23 protein-coding genes and 1 pseudogene are annotated in these 25,992 nt (G+C 46.1%); 15 read left to right on the top strand and 9 right to left on the bottom strand.

Annotated elements, in window-relative coordinates; translation table 11 throughout:
* Positions 1–218 precede the first annotated feature (218 nt).
* Entirely contained in the window at positions 219–968 is a 750-nt protein-coding gene (locus tag AC0LWT_RS25630) for a GNAT family N-acetyltransferase (protein WP_474684108.1), read from the top strand.
* A 419-nt stretch (positions 969–1,387) separates the two neighbouring features.
* The gene (locus tag AC0LWT_RS25625; RefSeq protein WP_474684107.1) at positions 1,388–1,558 is read left to right on the top strand and encodes a hypothetical protein; all 171 of its coding nucleotides are present in this window, start codon (positions 1,388–1,390) and stop codon (positions 1,556–1,558) included.
* A 158-nt stretch (positions 1,559–1,716) separates the two neighbouring features.
* Here the strand turns inward: AC0LWT_RS25625 and AC0LWT_RS25620 are convergent, their stop codons facing one another.
* Positions 1,717–1,926, bottom strand: coding sequence for a hypothetical protein (locus AC0LWT_RS25620; RefSeq protein ID WP_474684106.1), 210 nt, complete (start codon positions 1,924–1,926; stop codon positions 1,717–1,719).
* Positions 1,927–2,089: 163 nt separating this feature from the next.
* Here AC0LWT_RS25620 and AC0LWT_RS25615 point away from each other — a divergent pair, with 163 nt between their 5' ends.
* The 12 genes from AC0LWT_RS25615 to AC0LWT_RS25560 all read left to right on the top strand — a co-directional run bounded on the left by AC0LWT_RS25615 (position 2,090) and on the right by AC0LWT_RS25560 (position 11,503).
* Entirely contained in the window at positions 2,090–2,386 is a 297-nt protein-coding gene (locus AC0LWT_RS25615; RefSeq protein WP_474684105.1) for an HIT domain-containing protein, read from the top strand.
* 134 nt (positions 2,387–2,520) lie between these two features.
* Positions 2,521–3,468 (top strand): serine/threonine-protein kinase, encoded by a 948-nt coding sequence (locus AC0LWT_RS25610; protein WP_474684104.1) that lies wholly within the window; start codon positions 2,521–2,523, stop codon positions 3,466–3,468.
* A gap of 191 nt (positions 3,469–3,659) precedes the next feature.
* A complete protein-coding gene (locus AC0LWT_RS25605; protein ID WP_474684103.1) occupies positions 3,660–4,301 on the top strand; it encodes a hypothetical protein in 642 nt (213 codons plus the stop codon).
* 146 nt (positions 4,302–4,447) lie between these two features.
* The gene (locus AC0LWT_RS25600) at positions 4,448–4,990 is read left to right on the top strand and encodes a YecA family protein (RefSeq protein ID WP_474684102.1); all 543 of its coding nucleotides are present in this window, start codon (positions 4,448–4,450) and stop codon (positions 4,988–4,990) included.
* 514 nt (positions 4,991–5,504) lie between these two features.
* Positions 5,505–5,597 (top strand): putative holin-like toxin, encoded by a 93-nt coding sequence (locus AC0LWT_RS25595; protein WP_474684101.1) that lies wholly within the window; start codon positions 5,505–5,507, stop codon positions 5,595–5,597.
* Positions 5,598–5,925: 328 nt separating this feature from the next.
* Complete coding sequence (gene ybiA, locus AC0LWT_RS25590) at positions 5,926–6,711, top strand: riboflavin biosynthesis intermediates N-glycosidase (protein WP_474684100.1); 786 nt, start codon at positions 5,926–5,928, stop codon at positions 6,709–6,711.
* 756 nt (positions 6,712–7,467) lie between these two features.
* Positions 7,468–7,893, top strand: a complete 426-nt coding sequence (locus tag AC0LWT_RS25585; protein ID WP_474684099.1) for a GTP pyrophosphokinase — start codon at positions 7,468–7,470, stop codon at positions 7,891–7,893.
* Positions 7,894–7,918: 25 nt separating this feature from the next.
* Positions 7,919–8,512 (top strand): GNAT family N-acetyltransferase, encoded by a 594-nt coding sequence (locus AC0LWT_RS25580; RefSeq protein ID WP_474684098.1) that lies wholly within the window; start codon positions 7,919–7,921, stop codon positions 8,510–8,512.
* Positions 8,496–9,224, top strand: a complete 729-nt coding sequence (locus AC0LWT_RS25575) for an ATP-grasp domain-containing protein (RefSeq protein WP_474684097.1) — start codon at positions 8,496–8,498, stop codon at positions 9,222–9,224. Before AC0LWT_RS25580 ends, AC0LWT_RS25575 begins: the two co-directional genes overlap by 17 nt.
* 18 nt (positions 9,225–9,242) lie before the next feature.
* On the top strand, positions 9,243–9,770 hold the full coding sequence (locus AC0LWT_RS25570; RefSeq protein WP_474684096.1) for a DinB family protein: 528 nt from the start codon (positions 9,243–9,245) through the stop codon (positions 9,768–9,770).
* A gap of 233 nt (positions 9,771–10,003) precedes the next feature.
* Complete coding sequence (locus tag AC0LWT_RS25565) at positions 10,004–11,290, top strand: VWA domain-containing protein (RefSeq protein WP_474684095.1); 1,287 nt, start codon at positions 10,004–10,006, stop codon at positions 11,288–11,290.
* A gap of 21 nt (positions 11,291–11,311) precedes the next feature.
* Positions 11,312–11,503, top strand: coding sequence for a hypothetical protein (locus AC0LWT_RS25560; RefSeq protein WP_474684094.1), 192 nt, complete (start codon positions 11,312–11,314; stop codon positions 11,501–11,503).
* Positions 11,504–11,530: 27 nt separating this feature from the next.
* Here the strand turns inward: AC0LWT_RS25560 and AC0LWT_RS25555 are convergent.
* A pseudogene (locus AC0LWT_RS25555) lies at positions 11,531–12,406 on the bottom strand (NAD(P)-dependent oxidoreductase); the annotation flags it as partial.
* A gap of 60 nt (positions 12,407–12,466) precedes the next feature.
* Positions 12,467–13,063 carry a TetR/AcrR family transcriptional regulator gene (locus tag AC0LWT_RS25550; RefSeq protein ID WP_474684093.1) on the bottom strand — a complete coding sequence of 199 codons (597 nt, stop codon included), beginning with the start codon at positions 13,061–13,063 and terminating at the stop codon, positions 12,467–12,469.
* A gap of 146 nt (positions 13,064–13,209) precedes the next feature.
* Here AC0LWT_RS25550 and AC0LWT_RS25545 point away from each other — a divergent pair, with 146 nt between their 5' ends.
* Positions 13,210–13,617 (top strand): DUF6855 family protein, encoded by a 408-nt coding sequence (locus tag AC0LWT_RS25545; RefSeq protein ID WP_474684092.1) that lies wholly within the window; start codon positions 13,210–13,212, stop codon positions 13,615–13,617.
* On the opposite strand, the gene AC0LWT_RS25540 is transcribed toward AC0LWT_RS25545, so the two are convergent.
* The 6 genes from AC0LWT_RS25540 to AC0LWT_RS25515 form a co-directional block, all read right to left on the bottom strand.
* Positions 13,612–14,250 carry a GNAT family N-acetyltransferase gene (locus AC0LWT_RS25540; protein ID WP_474684091.1) on the bottom strand — a complete coding sequence of 213 codons (639 nt, stop codon included), beginning with the start codon at positions 14,248–14,250 and terminating at the stop codon, positions 13,612–13,614. The two genes, AC0LWT_RS25545 and AC0LWT_RS25540, sit on opposite strands and share 6 nt — an antisense overlap.
* 3 nt (positions 14,251–14,253) lie before the next feature.
* Positions 14,254–14,808: a hypothetical protein gene (locus AC0LWT_RS25535; RefSeq protein ID WP_474684090.1), complete on the bottom strand. Its 555-nt coding sequence runs from the start codon at positions 14,806–14,808 to the stop codon at positions 14,254–14,256.
* 106 nt (positions 14,809–14,914) lie between these two features.
* Positions 14,915–15,517, bottom strand: a complete 603-nt coding sequence (locus AC0LWT_RS25530) for a TetR/AcrR family transcriptional regulator (protein WP_474684089.1) — start codon at positions 15,515–15,517, stop codon at positions 14,915–14,917.
* 467 nt (positions 15,518–15,984) lie between these two features.
* The gene (locus AC0LWT_RS25525; protein ID WP_474684088.1) at positions 15,985–21,201 is read right to left on the bottom strand and encodes an S-layer homology domain-containing protein; all 5,217 of its coding nucleotides are present in this window, start codon (positions 21,199–21,201) and stop codon (positions 15,985–15,987) included.
* Positions 21,202–21,723: 522 nt separating this feature from the next.
* On the bottom strand, positions 21,724–22,845 hold the full coding sequence (locus tag AC0LWT_RS25520) for a response regulator (RefSeq protein WP_474684087.1): 1,122 nt from the start codon (positions 22,843–22,845) through the stop codon (positions 21,724–21,726).
* A complete protein-coding gene (locus AC0LWT_RS25515; RefSeq protein WP_474684086.1) occupies positions 22,820–25,927 on the bottom strand; it encodes a hybrid sensor histidine kinase/response regulator in 3,108 nt (1,035 codons plus the stop codon). Before AC0LWT_RS25515 ends, AC0LWT_RS25520 begins: the two co-directional genes overlap by 26 nt.
* Positions 25,928–25,992 lie beyond the last annotated feature (65 nt).

Genomic DNA, 25,992 nt, shown 5'->3' with positions numbered 1-25,992 from the left:
GGAGCAAGGTCGCAACTCGAGTCAAAAGGGAGTCGATTGGCAGTTTACTACCTCTGACGCCCGGATCAAATTAAAACGTCTTTATCCACAATTTAAAGACTGATGATGTACTAGAGTATCGGAATACATCGATGTTCCAGATTGATTGAGATAAAATAATACTTTCATTGTTTAACGAGCAGGTGAATGATAAAGGATTGATCAAGGAGGTGTGTAGAATGAGTTTTATGGAAATAACAAAACAAAATATTGATCGAGAACACATTTGTTGTGCATTAGGAGCCAGCCAGTACGAAAAAGCCGTGCTTGAAAAGAAACAGTGGCTTAAGGATCGGATGGAAGAAGGGTTAACGTTTTATCGTTTAAATGAACGTGCAAAGGTATTTATAGAGTACCTTCCAGCGGAAAAAGCGTGGATACCAATCAAGGCACCTAACTACATGTATATCAATTGTTTATGGGTTTCTGGAAGATATAAGAACAGAGGATATGGAAAACAATTATTAAATAAATGCAAGGAAGATGCAATGGCGTCTGGAATGGATGGCATTGTACATATTGTTGGGAAGAAGAAACTTCCTTTTTTAAGTGATAAGCGATACTTTGAATACATGGGTTTTGAAGTGGTGGATGAATCAGAGCCTTACTTTGATTTAATGGCATTGAGATGGAATGATTCTGCCGCTACCCCATCATTCAACATCTTTTCACAAGCTTCTATTACCAATGGAGTTCTGATCTACTATACAGCACAATGTCCATTTGCTGTTGGCGTATTAGAAGAACTAAAGGAAGTTGCAACTAATGGAGGAATTAATTTTTATACTTACTGTTTCCAAACTAGGGAAGAGGCTCAAAAGGCACTAAGTGCATGGACAACTTTTAGTGTTTTCTATAATGGAAGATTCATCACACACGAGATATTGAGTCCTAAAAAATTTGAAAACCTTTTAAAAGAATTAAAGTAAGTTATTTTGAACAGGTGCAACATTTTAGTGATAAAACAATTCTTTTATCATATAAAAGTGAGATGGCTTCAATGAGACACATGTCGAGTGCGTGGTAAGGATATATCGGGAAGATTAACTGAATAGACTATTAGGTTGTGAAGCACTCTTGATCGCAGAGAGGGCTATATTGAGGGGGTTAAATAGTAGTTTATTAAACTTCACTCCAAGCGAGTTGACACTCTCTTGGGACTTCTTTTATCCGCCGCTGTACCTCACTACAATGGAAATAACCGCTAGTAATGTTTTCGGTGATAGTACCCCATGCAAAATATCCATTCGCCTGACCTTGAGAAAATGGACAAAGGTGTCACGCTGTCTAAGGACGATTTGGTTACACAGCGGGATTTGTTAAAAATACAATATTGGAGGAATCTGTGTTGAAAGTTTATATCTATTGCGATAAATGTAACTATAAGACCAAAGAGCATGATGTCATGTTCTTGGCAATAGCAGAGGCTATTAAACAAGGGGCAACATATACTTACAAACATAACAATGATCGCTGTCCAAAATGTGGAGCGAAAAATTCATTAAAACAATCAAATTAATTTGACCCTAGCATACCATATTTACTCAGCCCTCCTGATCACAGAGAGGGTTATTTTCTATTCGCAAACGAGAAGATCACCCTTCTCTCGCCGGCGCATTTTGTTTTACCCTGAAAAGCGGACTGGAGATTGAGGAAATCATCGAGTAGTCTACAGTCTCAAGCAGCCGATTGCTGATATTGAACAGCCTCCTCCCATTCCATCACTATCACTAAAGCAGATTCATCTACTTGGCTTTTCAAATTCGGCAGTAATTTCGATGATTTCTCGATTATTGGAATAATGTGTTCCTGCTGCTCAACGATGAGCGATACATCATCAAACCTCTGACGCAAACCTTTAACAATCCATCCCAGCCAATCTTCCATGTGCCTCTCCCCTTCCCTTCTTCGAATGTGTGTATGTTAACTCTAACGGGAGGGGATGACAAGTTCATTTTAATTCGATACTAAAGCATTTTTCGTTGGATTTAATGGTATAATGTACCAAGTTGGATTATGAGGGAAATGCTCATCGCTTGGAGGTTGATGTATGTCTGAGGACTTTTATTGTGAAAAGGTATTGAACGGCAAAACAGAAGTTGAGAAGGTTTTAGAGACGGATCATGTACTTGCTTATCATCATACTCGCCCTTATTACCCTGTTCATATCGTAGTAATTCCGAAAAAGCATATTCCATCATTAATTGCGCTTGAAGATAGTGATAATGGTCTTTTGTTAGAGTTGTTGGAGGTAATCAAAAAAGTGGCGGCAGATGTAACAAGCAAAAATGGTGCTTGTCGTGTGCTAACTAACCTTGGTAAGTATCAAGATTCCAAGCATTTATGAGAGTATATTAATGCACTAAATGAAAGCATGAATTTATATAACAGGAAAGTTCATTTAAACATAAAGTCCCCATAGGAAGCAGCCAAAAAATCCAATAAAATGGAAATGTTGAATACTAAAATTGGGGGTAAATAATGAGTTCAACTACAATCAGTATAGACAATGTGTCTTTCCGCCTGAAAGAAAATCATGATTTTGATTGGCTGGCATCACTTGGCGAAGTATTTACCGTATTTGACGAACAAGATTCAGGGAATATATGCTTTGGTGTCAAAAGACACGGTATAAAAAAGTTTGTTAAATATGCCGGTGCAAGAACATTAGAGTATTCTGGCGAACCGCAAGAAGCAATTGAACGCCTAAAACATGCAACTTCTCTTTACCGGGAATTAAATCATGAAAACTTAGTCAAATTATTTGACTTCTTTGAAGTAGGAGATGGCTGCGCTGCTATTTATGAATGGTTTGACGGGGAATGCCTCCACCCGCATTGGTCTTTTCCGCCACCTGCAAAGTATGTTCATCCCGAGTCCCCTTTTTTTCGTTACAAACAATTACCAATTGAACTACGATTACGATCTTTAGATAGCATTTTTTCTTTTCATGTTCATGTTGAATCCAAAGATTTTGTTGCGGTTGATTTTTACGACGGCAGCTTGTTATACGATTTTAAAAACAACATAACGAAAATTTGTGATATAGATTTATATCAGAGAAAGCCATATATAAATTCAATGGGTAGGCTTTGGGGTTCGTCAAGATTTATGTCGCCAGAAGAATTTGAACTAAATGCAGTAATTGATTCAAAGACGAATGTTTTTAATATGGGTGCCGTAGCTTTCTGTCTTTTAGGTGGGGAATTAGATCGCTCATTTGAAAAATGGGAAGCAGGGAAAGAACTTTATGACGTAGTAGTACAGGCAGTGGAAACAAGTAGAGATAAGAGGTATTCATCCATTTCTGAATTCTATTCTGCGTGGGAATATGCACTTGAAAATCGAAATAGAGGCAAAACCCAAAAGACCTTACCGTTCTCAAATAAAGCCATTTCTTTTCAGCCCGATCGCTTCCTCCCACTCTAGCAAAACCACTAATCTTCTATAGTCCCTCTCCCCTTTCCCTTCTTCGAGTGGGGAATTTAATGGATATTTTAAAGCCGGGAATATATACTGAGGATGCGGGTATTAGTGACTAATCGTCTGAAATGATGAATGGATGTTTTATTTTTGAAAGAGTTCAAACAGTTGGTTTGTGAAGGAGAACGGCGCTTGAAATGATCGATAATCTGCTCTGTATTTCTATGTCTACACTTGAGATCGTATCTATATTTGCTTTTATGCTTTCTTTGTTTCGTTTCAAGCTTCTCCCTAATCTATTGCCGCTTCTTTATATAGCGATTCCGATGAGCATCGTTTCTTTATATATTCGACTTACACCTCCGCTGGAGTCCTTCAAACCCATGCTTATGTACTTATTGTTTTTCTTATCCGTAAAATTTTTATTTGGCCTTCGTATCTTGCCAACATTGCTCGTAACAATAGTAGGATATGTTGGATATGGATTTTTGCAAATCGCTCTCGTAAACCTTTTTGTTGCTGTAGAGATAGTATCAATAGAAGATGTTACTAGAATTGGGTTTTCCAGTTTATTAGTACAATTTATCTCTATTGTCATTACTGCAGCAATTGTTATGAAAATTTCGCGGGAGAGATGGGGCTTTACATTTGTTAGTCAGCAGAAAATCGTTTTTAAAGATACGGTGCTGTATCGCATGATCATCATCAGTTTGCTTCTTTCAGCCACCCTTTTTTCTACAATGCTAAAAATAAATAATCTAATAATCGCGATGTTGGCACTTGCCGCTGATTTCTACTTCTTGCTTCTTTTTTTAATGAAGAAGGAGATTGAGGATTGATTTAGGAAAAGAAAACGATATTGAAGTGAGCAGGAAGCTTGATATAATAAAAATGCCTAATATGCCGGGAGGATCAAGTATAAGAAATGCTGCGGGAAGTAATGGGTTAAAATAAATATGTCGTAGTACAAAGGAGGCGATATTGCATGCATTATGCATCATTAAATGAATATTTGCCGGAAATTGCCGACAAAGAAACCAGGTCGATTTGGCTAGATGCAGGCTCCACAAATAATGTTCCATCAGGACACTACGGATTGGTGGAATATTATTGCAAGGATCCGAAATGTGATTGCAGAAGAGTGATGCTCCATGTCCTATCAGCGGAGAACAGAAGCTTAGTTGCAATCATTAATTTTGGATGGGAAAGCAGACAATTTTACGAGAAATGGCTTGGTTATAAGAACGAGGATGTGATTGCAGATTTAAAAGGACCCATTTTAAATATGAATAGTCCTCAAACGTCTTATGCCGGTGAACTTTTGGATGTTGTTCGTAATGATGTTTTGAGAGACCATAACTATGTGAACAGACTCAAAAGACATTATAAGCTGTTTAAACGCCAGACCAAGATTCAAGATAATAACTCCGACAGTGTGAATGAAGTAAAGGCTTCAGTGAAGATCGGTCGCAATGACCCTTGTACTTGCGGCAGCGGTCAGAAATATAAGAAATGCTGCGGAAGGTAAAGTGAATCTGAATTAAGCCGAATATTAATCTCTACCTCCCCCATCACGCGGCGGAGGTTTTTTATGTATGTGAATACGCGTTTACAGAATTTTTTATTATAGCGTATAAATGTGGGTTATTTTGGAGTTAAGGCTATTTAGGCCAATGATCTAATGAGTTTGTTCTATAATGTGAGTTTTATCATACACGAAGCAGCTCATTAGCGACATCCGTAACGCGTTTCCAACGGTGAATTCCCCTTCTCATCCGGGGAAATTGCCCATTCTCCATGTATTCGACAAACACCAAGTTCATGGCTTCGTGATTTCAATGGAATGTTTGCACATTTCGCAAAATTTTTATGTGAAATTTGTCACAATCCCTTTGGAACAGTCATTTAAATCGAAATATGTAGACAACGCAAAGTCATAAGAACTAGTTCGAAGGACACTTCCACTTTTATCCATTTTATTTTATAATTTACAATAAGACGACTTGTACAGAGGCGGACACCTTACTGGAAAGGTGGAGGCTATGAGCATGGATATATTTCAATCTCTTTCAATCATGTTTGCATTTGGGTTGTTTATACTCACATTGCTAAGCTACATTGACAAGAGGAAATGATCTGAATTGGCAGGAAGTTTTGGTTTGAAACCATACTAATTAAATCCGCCAATTACAAGCCGCCGTACAGGTCAGGTCATCTTCTGTGATCTGACTCTTTTTTGTTTTGTGAACGACAACGGAAATTTGATTATATCTAATTTTTTCCTGTCATCTTGTCTTAAATTGGAGTAATCTTTAAATGGTGGCTACACGATTTTGGGGCTTAATTGAATGTTTCAGGGAGTGATGAGTTTGAAGGTATCATTCGATATAGATAATCCTATGGCTCCTCCATGGCTGATATATCCTTACATGGGAAGATACAGTATAGGCTGGAGAATGGGATATGGAGAGCATTACATTATGCAATTTGGAAAATGGTTTTCTACACTTAAGTATTGAGGAAAAGAATAAGTTTCGTCACATGTTTCCTCCTCCAAAAGGTTGGCTTGGTTGGTATGAAGAAGAATTTCTTGATGAAGACATTTACGATGATGACGGGAATCTGCTTTGGAATATAGATGGAAAACCAACTTATTCCCTTGATTGGATAAACGAGAATTTACGGAAAGGTGAAAAATTTGAGTATTTGTTTTTCTGGGGACATCAACCAAGTAGAGACGGTGCTATTACAAAAGCTTGTTTGAGCCAATGGTGGAAAGCGGAATTTGCTATTGACATAAATAGTTATTGCTGTATGGAGCAGTATATGATGGCTGAGAAAGCAAGGCTTTTTGATGATGAAGAGATAGAAGCAAAAATTTTGAAGAACGAGAATCCGAAAGAAATAAAGGAACTGGGAAGGAAAGTAAGAAACTTTAATGAAGCCATATGGTCAAGTAAACGATACAACATTGTTTTAAACGGTAATTTTGCCAAGTTTCTTCAAAACGAAAAGCTTATGCAATTTCTACTGGAGACAGAAAACAAAATATTAGTGGAAGCCAGCCCATATGATAGAATTTGGGGAATTGGCATGTCAGCCGAGGATAAGGGAGTTAACAATCCTTTTGAATGGAAGGGTCAGAACTTGTTGGGATTCGCTTTGATGGAAGTGCGGGATGAACTCAGGCGCATATGTCAAAATTATAACAAGGTAAAATGGCAAGAAATGCACCGGGAATTTGGCTAATATTGTGTGGCGGAGGAAAACATGCTGGGGAGCGGCCTTGAATCTCGGTGAAGAAGGACGGGAACAGATTAAGGGAAACGACTTGAATTATTATGTAGATAAATTGAATAAAGTCAGAAATCGAACATTTGAATTATTCAAAAGCGTTGATGATGACTGGTTATATAAAGAAGAAAAGTTCTGGTATGAAAAACAAGCTAATCATTATTTTATGTGGTTTCACGTTTTTGAAGATGAAATCAATCACAGAGGTCAAATCAGAATGATAAAGAAGAGACTGAAGACATAACAAACTTCACGTGACGATCTGCGGCTGATAATTATATGGGACATGTGAATAGAGATTTAATGCAATAATACCATTTCATGCCACCACGCTTTTCTTGATCACCCATGCCTTCCTTCCACCTCTCAAATAAAGCCACTCTTTCTTTTTTAGCTGATTACTGATAATGATCTGCCTCTCACTCCAGCAATATTCCAAACAGATTCATCCACTTGTTTTTGAACCTCTAACAAACCCTTCACAATCCATTCATGCCCATCTTCCATAGTGTCTCTCCCCTTCCCTTCTTCAAGTGTGTGTATGCTAATTTTGTTAGGAGGGGCTGGAAAGTTATTTCGTGAACTGTAGCTTTGACAGGAGTTTAATGGATAATTTGATGTCGTGAATATATACTGAGGATGAGGGCATTAGCGATTATTAATCTGAACGAATGATTGTATCAATTCTTGTAATGGAAATGAGGGAACTACATGTCGACTTTATCTAAAGCAATTATTATTGCTACTCAGGCTCATGAAGGCCAAGTGGACAAGGGTGGAAATTCATACATACTGCACCCATTGCGTTTGATGCTGCTAGCCCCGGACAATGACTCCAAAATAGTATCCGTTTTGCATGATGCAATCGAAGATTCGGATGTAACGTTGGAACAACTTAAAGAAGAAGGATTTTCTAATGTTATTTTAGAAGCGCTTGATTGTCTGACCCGCAGAAGTAATGAGACTTATGAAGAATTCCTTCAACGAATAAAACCAAATCCTTTGGCGCGGTATGTGAAACTTTTAGATTTAGAAGATAACAGAGACGTTAGGAGAATTAAAAACCTTTCGGAAAAAGATTTTGAGCGATTAAAAAGATACAGTAATGCAGTAGATTATCTACTTTCTGCAACATAATCGATAATGAGGGGAATTGAATCTCATGCATTTTGGCAGATTAGAAGGCCTACGGATTAGTCTTATTCCTATGGAGTTAGCACATATTCAAAAATTGTACGAGTGCGCGTGTCATCCGGAAATATGGGCTCATTATCCCGCTGAAATAAAAACAATAGATGAGATGGAATCTTTTGTTACAAAAGCAATTAAGGGACGAGACAAAAAAGATCAATATCCGTTCGTCGTTTATGATAAAGAATTGAAAGAAGTCATCGGCTCTACGCGTTATCTGCGAATTTCGGATGAGAATAATAACTTGAGCATTGGATTCACTTGGTATACCCCCAAAGTATGGAAGACAAGGGTCAACACAGAGACCAAATATCTGCTATTAAACTATGCATTTGAATGCTTAAAAGTAGTGCGGGTAGAAATCATAACAACACCTGATAATATCAGGTCACAACGTGCAATTGAACGTATTGGGGCAATAAAAGAAGGACTATTCAGAAAAAAATATAACAATACCGACTACATCATTTATAGCATTATCGACTCGGAATGGCCTGACGTAAAGAAGCGGCTTGAAGGGTATCTCGATGATCATGAGGTGATTTTTTATGAAGGTGTACATTAGAAAAAGTTTTGATAACGAGATTGCAAGTCATAATTTTTATGCAGCTTTTGATGGATTTAAACAGATGGGATTTGAAATTCAATATTTTAAAAATATACATGAGCTATCTGATGATAAAAAAGAAGATATCATAGTCAGCTATGTTGATGATGTTCGAACAGCACTTTTTAAACATGGTATAGTCTCTCCTGAAATTGATTATCCGGAGGAATTAAACAACTACTTGGGCAGAAAGGTTTGGAAGTCCAAATTAAGTGTAATCGCAAATAACCCTGAGAACTGGAATGTATTTATTAAGCCTGTCGAGGATAAAAAGTTTACTGGCGTTGTAGTCAGAAGTACTAAGGATTTAATCGGATGCGGTACGTATGGCGAAGACCCGGAGATTTTATGTTCGGAGGTTGTAAATTTTGTAGCGGAATGGAGATGTTTTATCAGATACGGAAAAATATTGGACATTCGAAGGTACAGAGGAGATTGGAGAGCACACTTTGATTATAAAGTAGTTGAAAATGTGGTCTTGCAATTCAAATCTGCTCCCAAAGGGTATGCTATAGATTTTGGATTAACAGATAAAGGCGAAACATTATTAGTAGAAGTTAATGACGGGTACTCCTTAGGGCATTACGGATTATTTTCTTTGGATTATGCGAAGCTGTTATCGGCAAGATGGGCGGAGTTAACCAATACGACAGATGAGTGTAATTTTTAGCAAGAAAGGAGCAGTTAGATGAATCTTAATATGAAAGAAGCTATTGAGGTTCTGGAGCGAACGCCGCAAACGTTGGAGTATTTTTTATCGGGTTTGTCCGATGGATGGCTGCAATGCAATGAAGGCGACGGGACCTGGAACGTCTCTGAAGTGATTGAGCACCTCATTGAGGGAGAGGAATTAAATTGGATGCCAAGGCTGGAATTTATTTTGCAGGAAGGCGACAGCAAGCCCTTTCCCCCATTCGATCGTTATTCTCACTTAAATGAAAGCTCTGAAAGGTCGTTTGAACAGAAGCTGCTTGAATTCAAAACGATTAGAGCCTCGAACATAGCCAAGCTTAAGGATCTTATCGATCCTGAGCTGCATTTTGAATTGACGGGTTCCCACCCTGCGTTCGGTGTAGTGAAGTTAAGAGAGCTGCTCTCTACGTGGGTCGTTCATGATCTAACGCACATGGCTCAGATCGTACGGGTCATGGCTGAAAGGTACAGGACGGACGTTGGGCCTTGGATAGAATATTTAGGCATTTTGAAAAAGAAATGATGACATTCAGGAAAAAGATCAGATCCCGCATGCGGGGTTTGATCTTTTTTCATTGACGATCTCAGGGAATTTTCGACAAATTCCCCTACTTTTCTCTCGTTCGGATGCGAGATTTCATGATGTTGTGGTATAATTTTACTATTGTAACAATTGCAATGATCCCATAGGCCACAAGACCGACCAGCTATAGCCAGTACCCCAACCGATGGGGAACTATTTGGGAGATTGAATGGATGAACTTGCAAAAAGGACAAAAAGTCGATGTTACAAAACAATGGGGATTTAACGATATTTCTGTGCGGCTTAGTTGGAAATCAAGAAATCCGAACATGGAAGTCGATGCTTCCGCCTTCTTGCTGTCCGATTCCGGAAAGTGTGAGCGGGATGAAAATTTTATATTTTACGGAAACCCTTTAAGTGCGGACTCGGCGGTTTCTTATACCAAGCACGATCACGCAGAGCAAGGCAGTTTTAATATTAACTGGACAATTCTAAAATCCCCCATCCATAGGATCGCTATCACCCTGACTATCCATGAAGGCGATCAATTAGGGTATTATTTTGATCAAATATCGCAAATCCGCCTGGAAATTAGGGATGCAGCAAATCCCCAGTCTCATTACACCTTTGAGTTTGGCTCCGAGCTGACTCGGGAAACTGCTGTAGTTGTCGGGGAATTTTACCTCCATAACGGAGAGTGGAAATTCAACGCGATTGGCAGCGGCTTTTTTGGCGGGTTAGCCGATCTTTGTACAAATTACGGGTTAGAGGTCGAGTCTTCTGCTCCGCCGGCCTCTCCTGCCCCGCCGCCCCCTGCCGCTCCGCCTAAACCGGAACCCACAATAAATTTAAGTAAAATCGATCTGCTTAAAGAGAAGGTTAACATATCTCTTGGCAAAAAAAATATTGCCGGACAAAAAGCCCGCGTCGCGGTCGTGTTTGACGATTCCGGTTCCATGCAACATTTGTATGAGAGCGGGGTTGTCCAACGGGCATTTGAAAAAATATTAGCCATCGCTGCGAGTATGGATGATGACGGACAGCTGGATGTTTGGTTTTTTGCCGATACATACAAGCGGGCAGGCAGCGTAACGGCAGCCGATTATCAAAATTACATTATCCGCACCCATAGATCGGGCAGTCTCGGATTTGGAAATAATGAACCTGATGTTATGAAAGATGTCATAAAAAAATATACTGTAGAATCACGCAACAAAAAGCTGCCCGCATATATTATTTTTTTCAGCGACGGAGGCATAGACGAGACAAGAAGAATTTCCAACATATTAATTGAAAGCTCGAAGTTCAACATATTTTGGCAGTTCGTCGGCTTAGGATACGGATATTACGGAGTCTTGGAAGAGCTGGACAACTTGCCTGGAAGAGTGGTTGATAACGCCAGTTTTTTTGCTCTGGATGACTTCGATTCCATTAGCGATGACGAATTATATGACAGGTTGCTCCAGGAATTCCCAAGTTGGCTTGAGGCGGCTCGGAAAAAGCGAATTTTAAAGAAATAGTACCCTAAGGAGGAACTATCCATGAAAGAAAATGATGGTTGCCCTAGATGCGGGGGGAAGTCCGTCGGTTTGGGCCAGTTAAATGGAGATGCAAGGCTTTATCCCGTAAATAAGTTTTTCACTATCGGATCCAGGTTAATCGCAACGGTTTGCTTGGCATGCGGCGAAGTTATTTCTTGGAAAGTCGAAGAGCCTGAGAAATTTGGAGGTTGACGGCATCCCCGTACAAGGGGAGCAAAGTCAAGGCTCCTCCAGGCAGCGGATCAGCGCCGTCCAGTCCAAATCGCCGTAGCCGCGGGCTATGCCTTCGCCAAAATGCGCCTGCAGCAGGCGGCCCAAAGGCAGCGGAGCATCGACGGCAGCGGCGGCCTTGACAGCCAGCTCGACGTCCTTCAAGCCCAGCTTCATCTTGAAGCCGGCCGGGTCGAAGCGGCGTTCCGTCATGATGGCGCCGTAATTTTGATACACCGGGGATTGGAAGAGCGCATTCACGACGTTCATAAATGCGGCAGGCTCTACGCCGTGCTTTTGCACCATTACATGCGCTTCCGACAAAGCTTCCAGCATGGACGCGATCAGGAAGTTCACGCCGATTTTGACGGCGTTCCCGCTTTCGCTTTGATCGCCGATCACGAATATTTCCTGCCCCAACGTTTCCAAAATCGGAATCGCACGCTGCCGCGCTTCTTCAGGGCCGGCCACAATGATCCGCAGTTTGGCCGCCTTGGCCGCATCCGGGCGTCCGAGCACTGTCGCGGATACAAAATATTGCGACCTCTCTTCATGCGCCGCCGTCAACTTCCGCGCCATATCCACGCTGATCGTGCTTGCGGACAGATGAACGCCTTTTTCCGGCAGTCCGTGCATAATTCCGTCCGGCCCCATCACGACCTGCTCCAAAGCGGCATCGTCGGCAAGCATCGTGATGACTATATCGCTCTCTTTTGCCGCTTCCCGCGGTGTTTCGGCATACTGGGCCCCCTGCGCAATGAAGGGCTCCACTTTGGCATAAGTACGATTGTATACGATTAATTCGTGGCCTGCGTTCAGCAAGTTTTGTGCCATGGGAAAGCCCATATTGCCAAATCCGATACATGCTATTTTCATGTTTGCATCATCTCCATTCTTTTTGTACGCCCAATAACGGAACGATCATTCCTGAATAACCAAAAAAAATTATAGCTTACTGATAACCATATCGATCATTTGTTTAATGGCTTGCTCATCGGCATCCACCCTGGCCATCACATTAATGCTGTGATTGAGATGAAGCAGTAAGCACGCTAGCGCCCGAGTGTCGGTGTCTTCGCCGACTTCCCCGGATTGCTGTCCCCTTTGCAGAAGCTCGTAAAAAGATTGCTCCAAATTTACAAAGCTTTCTTTGACCAGCTTGTTTATCCGTTCATCCGGCGAGTCCATCGTTATGGCCGTATTCGTGACGAAGCATCCGCCCGGACGGCCCGGATCGAATGCCATTGCGATGTGCCGCGCAAAAAATTGCCTGATCCCCTCCTTCACGCCGGATGCGCGCTCAAGAATTTCCCGCTTGTCGAAGCTGATTTTTTTGTAATGTTCGAGCGCGGCAATGTACAGAGCGTGTTTGTCGGAAAAAGTGTCGTAAAGACTGGAACGGCTCAGCCCCATAGCTTGCAGCAGGTCGGGGATGCTTGCCGCCTCGTATCCTTTCTTCCAAAACAGCAGCATGGCCTGGTGAAGCGCTTGGTCTTTGTCAAATTCTTTTGTCCTGGCGATGGATTTCACCTCCTCTGCCATTAAGCTTACCATATACGGAACGATCAGTCCAGATATGCGAAAGGAAGCCTCCGTTTCTTGTATCCGGTCAGGCCTCCGCCTGTTTGAGGTCTTTCAAATGTTGTATAATATAGAAGATTGAAAACGCCTCTTAAAGGAGAAACGACATGTCCGCTGAAAAAGGAACAAAAGAAAATCCGTGGAAGCTGCAAACTCCACCCCAAACATCCGAATATGAAATGTACAAAGCCGAAAAGGACGGCAGCGAAATTTTAGTTTGCACAGTCGGCAAAACAGTGCTGCACTATGACTACCGCTGCATTGCCGATCTGCACGCGATGCTTAAAAACCACGGCGACTGGATGGAACTTGGCAGCGCGGACGAGCAAAAGCCCGCCAAAGAAGGCACCGTCGAAGCCTGGGGCCGTTCGGCCGACAATCCGATCGGCGGCTGGTACGGCTTGAAAAAAGGGTTTCGCGGCCGCTTTGGCATGTATGTGCCTCCTTTGCTCGAAGAGCTGGGACTGGCTGAGGTCGAGCACAACCCGAGGAACAATCGCATGCGGGCTCTATGATTTGGGCCTGAACATGCAGTAAACGGTAATGTCTCCGAGCTTTTTGCTGTCGACCTCCCGGTATCCGAAGCGTTCGTACAGCTTGACGTTTTCCGGATTTTCCGTATCAAGGCCGTTACCTGTGGAAGACGGGTCGTTGTCTGCGAGCTCGTGGATGTGATTTAAAAGCATTTTGCCGATCCCTTTGCCCTGATACCAGGGGTCGACTCCAATGCATACCAGGTAATGATGAGGCGCCTTCGGCCGGACGGATTCGGTGAACTGCATGTAAGATTGGATGAAAGCGAACGATCGCTTCGGAATTTGATAAGAAAGTTGTATGGACCGCCACATGAACGACGGCTTCAGCAGAAATCCCGCACCCTTTGTCCGGTTCGGCTGTTCGACGCTGGCCGCGCCAATCGGCACGCCTTCTTCCGCAATGCCGAGAAGCGTTTCTTTCAATAAAAAACTTTTATCAAATATATAGTCAAAAAAGTGCCGCATATACATGGCATGCTGTTCGCCCGGAAACAGGTATTGGAACATGGGATCATGGCTAAAAGCTTGCGACCATATGTCCAATGCTTGGGGCTTATGCTTTTTTTCCAAACTCATGACTTCTCGGGTGACGGATCGGTTCCGAATGTCCATCGTCTATACTTCCCTCCCGGCATAATGATCGACTGCAAAACTGTAAATGACCTTGAACATAAACAAAAGCAATATGACGAGCACGAATTTCGGAACGGATGCAAAAAACAACAGCAGTCCGCAGAACCCGGAGGCCGCAAAAACGGAAGCGATCGTTCGCTGGGCCGGATGCTTGATGAGCGCATTTACTATAAAAGATGAGGCAATCGTGTATCCCCAAGCAATCAGGCAGACGGCAAAATGATTCCACAACACGCAAGCCAAAATAATCGGCTGCACGTGGATCAGTATAAATACGATTCGCGCTTGCGGACTGGCTTTGTAGTGATTATTCGTAGAGAGTGTAAAATTGGCAATGACTCCGCCGGTAATATCGAGCGCCAGAAGTACGATGACGATCATTTTCCAAGCTTCGAGCCCCTCCCACTCCGCATGTGTGAATACAAGCAGCAGTGCGCTCATGCCCACCCCAAAAAATAGAGTTAAAACAAGCTCCAATACTGTGGACCTTTTCCCGAATACTTCATGAAAAAATTTTGGAATTTCAACGTTTTTCATTTTGATTGCCTCCGATTTTTTAATTTATAAAACTAACCGTACATGCGGTCAGTTTTATATCCATAGATACCCATCCTGGATGGGTATTTTACCACATAAGAATGGCTCAGGGCTCTGATAAAAACTTTCCGATCAACTGTACCTGAATCCGCCATGCCTCTTCATACCGGGCGTCGTTTCCGTTCAGCAAGCAGTGCAAGCCCATGCCGTCCGTCAGCGTTAATAGCAGCGTCGCCACCGGCTTGAGCGCTTCTTCCGTAAAGGGCTTGGGGGACAAACGGACAAGCTGTTTGCAAATGAGGTCCGTAATTTGGTCCGTGCATGAAGCCAGCGCTTTTTGATATTCGGGATGAAACATCCCCTCGTGGTAAAACGAGAAAAAAGCTTTGAAAATGTTGCGATACTGCTCCGGCACATGGGCGGCGGATTGCCCCAACGTATCCAAAAATCTGTCCAAGTCCAGGTATTCCGCAGACATCGGTGCAAGGAGATCGTCGAAGATAATATGCAGCACGCTCATTAGTATTTCATCTATAGACTTGAAATGGTGGAAAATGTTGCTTTTGCTCACACCTGTGGCGGTTGCCAGCTTGGCGGCGGATACTTCTTTAATGCCGCTCTCGGCAATGATGGTTATGGCCGCGTGCAAAATGCGCGTTCGCGTCTGCTCGCCTTTTTCCATGCGCTTATCGACTGTTTTTGCTGTCATTTGTATCCTCCTTTCACCGCCATTATATAACTGACCGTACGGACAGTCAATAATTATTTAGTGAACAAACGCTTCTGACAACAAAAAGTGGGGCCGTCTTTCAGCATCATACCTGCCTTCAGACGGCCCCGCTTAACGCTATCTGTCTGTTATTTGGAATTTCTGTTGTCGATCAGCTTGGCCTTCATCAGCATCCGCTGCACGATCGATAGGATTCTACGTTTTCTGCCTATCCTGTATAAGCGCCTTAAAAACGCCCAGAAGGACACAAACAAACAAAATGATGCCCACGATGATCCACCAAGGATTTAGACTATTGATCACCAAAAATCCCCCTTAGCTATTTCAACATAGTCCCTATATGATGAATTAGGTCAGAAGTTCCATAATAAGAACAAAATGGGCCGAGAATATAATCCTCAACCCATTTTGCCGGCAGTCTCTAAACATTTCCGAGCAGCCTTGTTTTACTTGTTCGGAGTGGATAAATGCTCTTCGTTGCCACCCAGAATATAGTCGTGATCCCGGGAAGCTTCCTCGACATGTCCAAACGCCCAGTGATTTTGAGGAACGTCAGACCAAGTCGGATTCGTAACCCCTACTAATGGACCACGGCCTGTCAATCGATTCATTATGGTGACGACTTCGGCACGTGTCGTTTTTGCTTTTGATCGGAATCCGCCATCCTCGTAGCCTTTCATAATGCCCGCTTGTGCTGCAGCATTAATGGCTTGACGAGCCCAGCTATCCGCCGTATCCGGGAATGCATTCGCTTCGCTTCCCTTCAAATGCTTCAGACGCGCTGCAACACTCGCCATTTCTTCTCTTGTAATTTGGTTTTTAGGCAAAAATGAGCCATCGGGATAGCCATCCATGAAGCCTGCTTTCGTCACCGCTGCGATAGCTTGAGCACTCCAATCCGCAGCTGTTACGTCCGAGTAATGAATGTCGTTTAATGCTGCCGTACCCGCCAAATGATAGAGGCGATATAGAATCATCGCAAGTTCTTCACGGCTCACATTGCGCTCCGGACCAAATGTTCCATCCGGGTATCCTTCGATATACTTCTCATGATGACCGGATTCTTTTGCTGTAGTCATCTCAAGGGCTTTGGATGGTTGCGATTCGGAACCATTGACCACGGAAGTGACTGTAAACTTATGATTCGATCCGGCAAGCAGCCCGGTCAGTTCATATGTTGTACCTTTGACGCCGGAAGCAATCAGCTTCCCATTGTCATAGATGTTATATGAAGTTGCACCGGTTACTGCGTTCCAACTCAATGTTGCGCCGGTGGAAGTGGCACCGCCGGCCGCTAATCCGCCAGGCACGTTACTTGCAGTTCCATCTCCGCCGCCACTTTGCGTGCTGCTTGACGTACCGCCGCTTGATCCTCCGCCGGAAGTCGATGTTTGACTCATCGTGAAGTTTAATTTGACGATGTCTTTTCCGACGTGAATGATGCCGTCCTTAATATAGCTGTCGGATCCGGCATCCGCCGGTTGATTCACCTTGGCTGATACCGTGCTGTAATCGTCGAACCCTGGTTTTTTCGCTACAATGTAATAATCTCCTTCCGGGAATACCATCCATGCATATTCACCGGCTGCATTCGTTACTTGCGGGTTTTTGTTTTGATTCGGTTCAAAGTTCGGCAGCGTCGGAAGGTCTACCCATGTATGAGGGGTACGACCTTTATCTTTGTTGAGCTGCGTATCCGCCCAATACAGGTTCATGCTGACACCGCTCACCGGCTTACCGGCCGCATCCGTTACAACGCCATAGGGGTCGATCAAAGAGTATACGACTCCCGTCTGCCCGGCATTGTCTGTCAACGTAACCGATACCGAAGGACCGACTAACGTTTTGTCCCCAGCCTCAATCAGAAACGTAACTTTATACTGGCCTTGCGGAACATTAGTTACGGAGAAATTTCCGCTGTTATCCAGCGTGACCGTTGCAATGTCTGTTTTATCATCCCCGGCTGGTCGTACCACCGCACTTACTTTCCCTGCGCCAAACATTTTTTCTAATGTTTGGTCTTGCGGATCGGTACCGTTCGAATTCCCATGGTTGACTCCTAGCTGTCCGCTAATGCGATTTTCGGGTTTGAACGTTTGACCCGTCCCGTTCAATTCGCCGACTTTAGCGTTTTGCGTAGTCGTTACGGCTACCGTTTTGTCTTTCACCTTGAGCGAGGTCTGAATCGTCACCTTGTACTCTACGTTTCCATCGGTAACCGGGATACGATATTTACCGTCCGGTCCCGTTTTCACCGTAACGACAAATCCGTTTATGCCCTCGACGGTGACTGTAGCGTTTGTGACCGGTTTGCCTTCGTGATCCGTTACCACCCCTGCAATTTCTGCCGGTGTGTAACTCAGATCTATCTTTTCAGACTGCGTAATGTTGGACACAGGGTCTTTGGCCGTTGCCGCGATCGTTTCAGTCATTGGCTTGGTGCTATGCGACGCCGGTGCGGTAAAGGTGAGAATGGCTACACCTTGTTCATCTGTGGCAGCCGTTTGATCGGCCAATGTCCCGTTACCAAAATGGAAGACGACAGGAACGCCCTTCACAGCCTCTCCCGTAATGGCTGACTTCACGGTTGCGCGCAAGGTTACTTGCGATTTGCCATCCGCGACTACAGAGCTAGGCGTCGCTGCAAGAGTCATATCATATGGCGCATCAACGACTGTAATCGTTTTGGAAACGGTCTTCCCGCCATACTTCACAGTGATCGTTGCGGTGCCTTTGCCTTTGATCTGAATGCGTCCGGTTTGATCTACAGTAACCACCGACGGATCGGAGGACTCGTAGGTTGCTTTTCCGGTAACATCCTCAGGCTTCGCCGGCGGAACATATACCGCAGTTACGATGCAATCGTACGTTTTACCTTTGATAGGATAGTCCGGGATGTCCAGTACCAAGTGGTCCAAATCGCCCGCAACGGTTACATGAGCCTGGAGCGTCGTCTTGTTTCCGGACGCATCCGTATATACCGCTTGAATGACCGTCGTTTGTCCGCCGCCTACGGCTGTGACAAGCCCAGTAGCGCTGTCTACTGTTGCTGCTGTCGGGTTACTCGATGTAAATGTGAACATGGAGGTAACATCGTGTACCTTGCTGTCCGAGTCAACAACGCTCACGACGGTTTGATGCTTCTCGCCGACGTTAAGCTGGTATTCGGTTGAATCCAGGTAAGGCACGCCTAACGAGAGCAGTGTTGCAGACACTTCACCGGAACGCTCCGATTGAACATTATCTTCAGACACCGCTGCGACGCTGAATTTGTGTTCCGATCCTGGCGGCGTGAGACCTGTAAGTACCGCATTAGGCGTTGTAACTGGGGACGTTGGTTTGCCATCCACATACACGATGTACTTCGCCGCACCTTTTACCGGACTCCAACTAATCGTCACGCTATTTGTTGTTACGTTGCTCGTTTTTACATCCGTTGGTGTATCAAGAAGGACTGCGGCTCCCGTTGTAAAGCTCCACACGGTTTTATCGTTTATGCCTGCGTAGGGTGTTCCCGCTGCTGCATCCGTAAACGCGCCCTCATCAATCTGCACGTAATACTGTGTGTTGTATGCCAAATATCCTGCGCTGTCAGGCACCATCATGTTCGGATTGATCGTTACTTTCTTTCCGGACACATTGACTTTTGTAATATCATTCGCAGTAAGTGTATAAGCAACACTATCATCGCTTGATTTATGGATATAAATCTTTTTGCCGACTGCCGCTTTCACATCTCTGCTAAAAGTAATCGTCAAATCGCTGTCGATCAGCACATTCGCCGCATGGTTGACTGGCGAATACGCTGTTACTGCGGGCGAAGTTGCTGCCGTCACCGTTCCGCCGGCACTATTGGAATTCTCGCTGCTGCCTTCTGCATTGACCGCTTTCACCACGAAGTAGTAGGTGTTTCCATTGGTCAAATCTTTCACATCAAAGCTCAATTCTGGCGTTGACGCTATTTTCACATATCCCCCTGGTTCTTGTTGATAAATCTCGTAGGAGGTTGCGCCTGCTACCCTATTCCACTCCAGACTGATTTGTCCGTACTCCGGAACCGGAGTTGCTACTAGCTCTGGCGGAAGAAGGAATATTGCGCTCGCTTCATTGGAATTCTCGCTGCTTCCGTCTTCATTGACCGCCTTCACCACGAAATAATATTTCGTCCCGTTGTCCAAGCCGGTTACTTCCACGCTCGTCGTCGTTCCATCTGGCGTTGTCGCTACTGCCTCATTGCCATATTTCCCTGGTTCTGTCCCTTGATAAATCTTATAGGAAGTCGCGCCTACTACCCCTTTCCAGTACAGCGTCGCTTTCTTGTCTCCCGCCGTTGCCGTAAGCTCCGTCGGAGCGCTTGGAGCGCTTGCTCCCTCTTGCGGCGTTGCCGCTGCAACTTTTGAAACCCCTGGATCTACACCATTACTAATAGCCATCGCCATATAATGATACGTCTTGCCATTAATCAAACCCGTATCCGTAACAACTGTCAATGTAGTATTTGACACCACTACTCCCTGTGCCGATTGACTTGGATCCAGCTCGTTTCCTTGCTTGTCTACAGATTTCTGTCCTGTCTCATTAACCCGATAAACCCAATATGACGTTGCACCGTCTACAGCATTCCAGCTTAGCTGCACCTGCTTGTCGCCTGCCGCTGCAGAAAGTACAGGCGCTTGAAGCGGAGCGCCTACCACTCGAACAGTAACCAATGTCGACTTATAATAAGTGGCCGGATAGCTAACCAATACAGTAGCATTCCCAGGTTTCACGCCTGTGATCAACCCGTTTTGATCGACCTTAATGATGCTGTCGTCAAACGTATCGCCATCCGCTGAAGGAGTGTATGTCGGCTTTTTATTGCCTAAGTTGCCAAGGATCGGGTCATCCGCTTGTACATACGAATTCTCAGATAACTGCAGCCCTTTCCAATTGATTTGCGCCGTTTCCCCAACAGATATCTGGTAAAAAGTTTTATCGACTGCAGCATTTACCGGGATCGGCAATTTCAACGTATTCGTTGCAGCCGACTCAATATCACTATTCGACATCCGCACCTCATAGGCCGTGACATAGACATCTTGCGTGGGATTCTTTGTCGCCGGATTTAAGGTATAGTATATCGTGCATTTAAAGTCGTTCGGGCAGTTAGATTGGGATAAAGCACCCTTATAAACTTGTACTCCATTGACATATATCTTATAGCCGCGACTTGACCCTGTAGCACTTACTATGTCATCGAATTGAATCCCCGTTTCTCCTATACCAACGGTTGCAAATCGCAGGTTTTTCGGCGGAACTAATGTTGTACTTACTATCACATCCGCTTTAGCCGTGAAACCGTTGTAAGTCGCAGTAAGCTTCGTCGTGCCTGGCCATATTCCTTTCACGCTGGTACCAACTATCTCAGTATATATGCCCGTACTCCTATCGTCTGACAAAGTACTGGAAGCCGTTACATCGTCACCCGTTGAACCGTCCGAAAGTACGGTCATAACCTGAAGCGGCTTGTATTCCCCCAAGTCCACCGAATAGCTTGACTGGGTAAACTTGATTCCCGTTACAGCAGGGGCTGCTTTCACAATCATTTCCTGGTTCAAGTTGAGCAAAGAAAATAGCAGCATCAATGACACGATCACTCGAATGGTCGCAATACACTTTTTCATCAAATTTCCTTTCTCCTCCTTCTGATGCATTATTTGATAAACGGTTAACTTACTTGTTCGAATGCCTCAGTCCCAATACGCCCTCCCGCCTCCCTGTTCGGAGATATAGCTTCCGGTAACTATCTGCTTTAGGACAAATCTCACTCGTTAAAAAAATGTCGAATTAGAATTTCCACAACTTCCCAGATAGTGCATTGTTCCTAGGCATTGTATCAAAGACTTCTCACAAGATTCTCACAAGAAATAAAGACTGGAGCTAACAAGGGGGACAAACTGCCGGCTGACATCCCATATTCCGCAGAGCGGTATGGTATATATCCGTCGTCCAGGCTCACCGCAACTCGTACTCCTATCCTTGTCCTTCATAGCTCTGCACCCTCCCAGCAGACTAAAAACCTACAATCAGTCTCGCGAGTTACGCCTCAGTTCGACATTATAACTTATCGTTTTTGAACCGAGTTTGAACAAAAGCAAAAAGGCCCTCGCCGTCCTGCAGACGGGAGAGCCGCTCGCGCTTCCATACTAAAACACAGCCAAGGGATTCAGAGCCAAAGCCCTTGTATCGATATCCGGCGGAACGCCCAATTCGCCGGCAAACAAGTCCTTCATCTTCTTTTCATACGCCGCAGCCGCCTCCTTGTTGCCCATCAGCAAGTGCAGCGCGATAATTTTGGCGTGAATCCGCTCCGTGAACGGCTGAAGATTCGCCCATTTTTGCAAATACGGCAAGGCTAGCTCGAACCGATGCCGCCGCGCCTCGCAGTCGGCAATGCGCTCCAGCAGCTCGACATACCTCAATTCGAGCTCGCTCCGCTTCTCCTCCGCCCAATCGTATCCGTTCTCCGTCAAATAACCGGCCTGGTACAGCTCCAGCGCCCTTTGCGCATCGGCAATATCATTACTTTCTTTGAACCGCCGGTACAAGCTCTCAAATTCGTCGCAATCCCAAACGTCCGGGGTCCACAATAACCGATAGCGCCCCCCTCCGGCGCGAGTCTGCTCAATCACCTCGAACAGCCCGAATGCTTCCAACTCTTTGCGAAGCTGATACGCCGTCGTATACAGGATGGACTGAGCCCGCTCGGCGTCCCGGTCCCCCCACAGAGCATCCATGATGTTCTCCATGGAAACCGGCTGCCCCCGGTAGTGAAGAAGAAACGCAAACAGTTCCTCGGTCTTTGCCCTGCGGAATTTCAACTTCCGACCCTGCCCGGTTTCCACGCAAAAGCGCCCGAAGCTTCGGACCAGCATGCCCTTCGGCTTCGCTCCCTGCAGCTCTGTTCCCCGCTTCTTGGCGAACCGATCCAGCGTTTTGCGCAGCCGGTCCGCCGTCATCGGCTTCATCACGTAGTCAAGCGCTTCCGTCTCGAAGGCGTCGACCGCATAATAGTCGTAGGCCGTCACAAAAACGATCGCGACATCCGGTCTGCGCTCCTGAATCAATTCGGCCAGTTCCAGGCCATGCATGCCGGGCATCTTCATATCGACGAAAACCATGTCCGCTTCAGCCGTAAGCAGACATTCCAACAGCTCCTCAGGGTCGTGAAAAAGACCGCAGATATTCACGTCGTCGAACGTCCGCAGCACGCTTTCGGCCATTTTCAAAGCCGGAAGCTCGTCATCGACCGCCATTACTTTGATCATGTATGTTTTCCCCCTTCGGAATGCGAATTGTTGCCGCCGTACCGCCGGCCGCCTTGCTTGCGATGTCAAAGCCGCGGCCGTACATCCGAAGCAGACGCTTGCGGATGTTTGTCAAGGCTACGCCGCTGCTCGCCGCCTCGCTGTCCGCCTGTCGCTTCGCGGAAAGAGAATCCTTGAGCCCTATACCGTCGTCCTCCACCGTTATGACCACATCGCGTTCGCTAGCGCGAACGGAGATGGCCACCGTACCGCCCTGCTTGCGGCCGGCCAGGCCGTGCTGCACCGCATTTTCTACCAGCGGTTGAATGACAAGCGGCGGCAGCAGGCAATCCGCATCGCCGTCAATATCGTACACGACGCGCAGCCGCTCCCCGTAACGGGCCTTCTCGATGGACAGGTAAGCTTCCACAAGCTCCAGTTCCTTGCGCAGCGGCACCAGCCGGTCCAGATTTCTGAAATCGAAGCTGCCGCGCAAATATTGGCTGAGCCTGGCCAGCAAATCCCGCGCGGCCTGCGGATCGTCCAGCGAGAATGCGGAGATCGTATTCAGCGCATTGTACAGAAAATGAGGCTTGATCTGCGCCTGCAGGAAAGCCATCTCGGCGCTGATCGATTCGCTGGCCGACATTTTCATCTTCAGCAGCGTCCGGATGCGCGCCTTCATTTCGCCGGCCTCGACAGGCTTGCCGAGAAAGTCGTTCACTCCCGCGTCGAACGCCGCCATCATTTCCTCCGGCCGGTTTCTGGCCGTGAGCAGCAGCACCGGGAGCTCAGACAGCGAGTATCCCTTGCGGATGCTCCGGCACACCTCATACCCGGACATGCCGGGCATCATCAGATCGACAACCGCCAGATCGATGCGCCGGTTCAGCTCAAGCTGGCGCAGCGCTTCCATCCCGCTGGATACGGCAATAACCGTATACTTCTCTACAGACAAGAGGTTGAGCAGCACCTGCCGGTTCGCGGCGTCATCGTCGACAACGAGAACAGTAAACGTTCCGCCGCCTTCCAGCCGGACTGTGTCCGCCGGGAATGATTGCAGGGAAGCGGCTTCCCGCAGCGCGTTCACCCTTTCTTTCCCCGTCTCGGCGGATTCCCAGGCCGCCCCGCCGGCAAGCGGCACCGTAAACGTCAGTACCGCGCCTTGCCCGGGTTCGGACTCCGCCCAAATCTTGCCGCCGTGCAATTCCACGAGCCGCTTGGCGATGCTGAGCCCAAGTCCTGTTCCTCCGTACTCTTTCGCAATCGCCCTCCCGGCCTGTTCGAACGATTCGAATATGGCCCCCAGCTTATCGCGCGGAATCCCGATGCCGGTATCGGAGACGGATATCGCCAGCCAGCCGTTCTCCTCCCGCGCCGAGACGGCAATCTCGCCAGCCGCCGTAAATTTCAGCGCATTGCCGATCAGATTGTTCAAAATTTGCGTCAGCCTGTCTTCATCGGCATAAACCAAGTGCCGGTCGCTCAAAAGATCAATAAACCGAACCGGCTTGACTCCGGCCAAATGGCGGAACATCTCCAGGATCACGCGCACGACCGGGCGCAAAGCAACGGCTTGGCGGTTCAAAACAAGCTCTCCGTTCTTCAATTTGGAAAAATCGAGCAAATCCCCGACCAGATTGGTCATCCTTTTGCCGGTATCCACAATCATCGCCAAGTTCTGCTCCTGCTGCGGCGTCATTCGGCCTGCCGCTCCCTCAATCAGCGATTGGGCAATGTTGATGATCCCGTGAAGCGGCGTTTTCATCTCATGGGACGTATTGGCCAGAAATTCGTCCTTCAAACGGTCCATGGAGCTCAGCCGTTCCGAAAGCTTTTGAACCGCAGCAAACGCATTTATAAACCTTTTGGATAATAACATCACTTGAGCCGCAACAAAGCACATCCATGCGGTCATTTGAACGGAAAAAGCCGCCGACATTCCCAAAAACTCCATTAAAGATACCGCTACCATGACCAGCAGCGACAATGCGCCGATCAGCATATAAACCGAGCCTTCCATCCTCCGCACGGCGCCGGCGAACATCACGTATATGACATAGAGAATCGCCGCAAACGCCACTGCGAAGCTCACGATGCTTGACGGAGTAAAGACCGATGCCGGGGTTAACAGAACGAGGAGCATCAGCGCCGCGATCACCGCCCCGAACCCTTTCATCACGGCTTTCTTGAACAGATTGGGAAAAGAATGCATCGCATACAGCAGCAAAAACAATACCCCCGCCAAGCCGGAAAAGTCTTGTATTTTTGTAAACAGCTCGTAAGGAATTCCCGGCAAGAACAGCGTCGTGATTTTCTCGCCGTGCGTCGCTGTAAACACGCACATCAACACACAGCCCAGGCCAAAATAGAGCCAGGAACGGTCGCCTCTCCGCATCCAGAACAGCGCTATGAAATAGGCGCCCATTAGCAGAAAAGAGGACGCCGCGAACAAGTCCTTCGCCACTGCAAACTCCCGGGCATACAGGATATCCGCCTGATAGCCCAGAACAATAGAATGGGTGATTCCTCCCTGGAAGTATCGAAAGTTGGCGACCTGCACAATGATATCGGCGCTGCTGCCGTCAATCGAAAAAAAACCGACATAAGGCGCATTGACGGAAACCGTCTCTTGCAGATTCGTGCCCGGGACGCCCCGTGCGCCGACCTCCCGGCCGTTCACGAACAATACATGGGCAGTTTTTATATTCGTCTGCCTGATTCCAAAGCTCCGTCCGGCTTCGGCCGGCAGTTTAACATGCATCCGGAATGTCGCGTAGCCATAGGGGGGCGGCTTCCGCCCTTGGAGCACAGTGTAGTTCTCCCATTTGTCCGGCACGTGAACGTAGCCTGTCAGCTCCGGCGCCCTGCCGTCCGGCTTAAAATCATCCGGCGTCAGGAGGCGGTCCCGGTAATACTCCCATTCGCCATCCAGGGGCACGATCCCGCTGACGGCAAAGTTCCACCCGGTTAAATCCATGATTCCGTTCTCCGCTTTGGGGACGCTTTCGGCAGCCGGCCGGTTGTTCAAAAACCAGTTCAACGCAACAAGAATGAGTGCAGCACAAAAAATAATGTAGGCAACCGCCGTTTTTTTACGCATTGTTTTCCCCTTATATGAAAGGCAGCTTGATCGAATAGTATTTCGACAGTGTCGGGCAAAATCCT

The organism is Paenibacillus sp. sgz302164 (genome assembly GCF_056120505.1).
The sequence above is the reverse complement of the archived record's forward strand: the minus strand, read 5'-3'. Positions and strand labels throughout refer to the sequence as shown.

What these genes read in the sequence shown, in the direction of transcription:
- AC0LWT_RS25630 (WP_474684108.1), top strand. Translation starts at nt 219, where the DNA reads ATGAGTTTTATGGAAATAACAAAACAAAATATTGATCGAGAACACATT.
- AC0LWT_RS25620 (WP_474684106.1), bottom strand. Translation starts at nt 1,926, where the DNA reads ATGGAAGATTGGCTGGGATGGATTGTTAAAGGTTTGCGTCAGAGGTTT.
- AC0LWT_RS25615 (WP_474684105.1), top strand. Translation starts at nt 2,090, where the DNA reads ATGTCTGAGGACTTTTATTGTGAAAAGGTATTGAACGGCAAAACAGAA.
- AC0LWT_RS25610 (WP_474684104.1), top strand. Translation starts at nt 2,521, where the DNA reads ATGAGTTCAACTACAATCAGTATAGACAATGTGTCTTTCCGCCTGAAA.
- AC0LWT_RS25605 (WP_474684103.1), top strand. Translation starts at nt 3,660, where the DNA reads ATGATCGATAATCTGCTCTGTATTTCTATGTCTACACTTGAGATCGTA.
- AC0LWT_RS25600 (WP_474684102.1), top strand. Translation starts at nt 4,448, where the DNA reads ATGCATTATGCATCATTAAATGAATATTTGCCGGAAATTGCCGACAAA.
- AC0LWT_RS25595 (WP_474684101.1), top strand. Translation starts at nt 5,505, where the DNA reads ATGAGCATGGATATATTTCAATCTCTTTCAATCATGTTTGCATTTGGG.
- ybiA (WP_474684100.1), top strand. Translation starts at nt 5,926, where the DNA reads ATGGAGAGCATTACATTATGCAATTTGGAAAATGGTTTTCTACACTTA.
- AC0LWT_RS25585 (WP_474684099.1), top strand. Translation starts at nt 7,468, where the DNA reads ATGTCGACTTTATCTAAAGCAATTATTATTGCTACTCAGGCTCATGAA.
- AC0LWT_RS25580 (WP_474684098.1), top strand. Translation starts at nt 7,919, where the DNA reads ATGCATTTTGGCAGATTAGAAGGCCTACGGATTAGTCTTATTCCTATG.
- AC0LWT_RS25575 (WP_474684097.1), top strand. Translation starts at nt 8,496, where the DNA reads ATGAAGGTGTACATTAGAAAAAGTTTTGATAACGAGATTGCAAGTCAT.
- AC0LWT_RS25570 (WP_474684096.1), top strand. Translation starts at nt 9,243, where the DNA reads ATGAATCTTAATATGAAAGAAGCTATTGAGGTTCTGGAGCGAACGCCG.
- AC0LWT_RS25565 (WP_474684095.1), top strand. Translation starts at nt 10,004, where the DNA reads ATGAACTTGCAAAAAGGACAAAAAGTCGATGTTACAAAACAATGGGGA.
- AC0LWT_RS25560 (WP_474684094.1), top strand. Translation starts at nt 11,312, where the DNA reads ATGAAAGAAAATGATGGTTGCCCTAGATGCGGGGGGAAGTCCGTCGGT.
- AC0LWT_RS25550 (WP_474684093.1), bottom strand. Translation starts at nt 13,063, where the DNA reads ATGGCAGAGGAGGTGAAATCCATCGCCAGGACAAAAGAATTTGACAAA.
- AC0LWT_RS25545 (WP_474684092.1), top strand. Translation starts at nt 13,210, where the DNA reads ATGTCCGCTGAAAAAGGAACAAAAGAAAATCCGTGGAAGCTGCAAACT.
- AC0LWT_RS25540 (WP_474684091.1), bottom strand. Translation starts at nt 14,250, where the DNA reads ATGGACATTCGGAACCGATCCGTCACCCGAGAAGTCATGAGTTTGGAA.
- AC0LWT_RS25535 (WP_474684090.1), bottom strand. Translation starts at nt 14,808, where the DNA reads ATGAAAAACGTTGAAATTCCAAAATTTTTTCATGAAGTATTCGGGAAA.
- AC0LWT_RS25530 (WP_474684089.1), bottom strand. Translation starts at nt 15,517, where the DNA reads ATGACAGCAAAAACAGTCGATAAGCGCATGGAAAAAGGCGAGCAGACG.
- AC0LWT_RS25525 (WP_474684088.1), bottom strand. Translation starts at nt 21,201, where the DNA reads ATGAAAAAGTGTATTGCGACCATTCGAGTGATCGTGTCATTGATGCTG.
- AC0LWT_RS25520 (WP_474684087.1), bottom strand. Translation starts at nt 22,845, where the DNA reads ATGATCAAAGTAATGGCGGTCGATGACGAGCTTCCGGCTTTGAAAATG.
- AC0LWT_RS25515 (WP_474684086.1), bottom strand. Translation starts at nt 25,927, where the DNA reads ATGCGTAAAAAAACGGCGGTTGCCTACATTATTTTTTGTGCTGCACTC.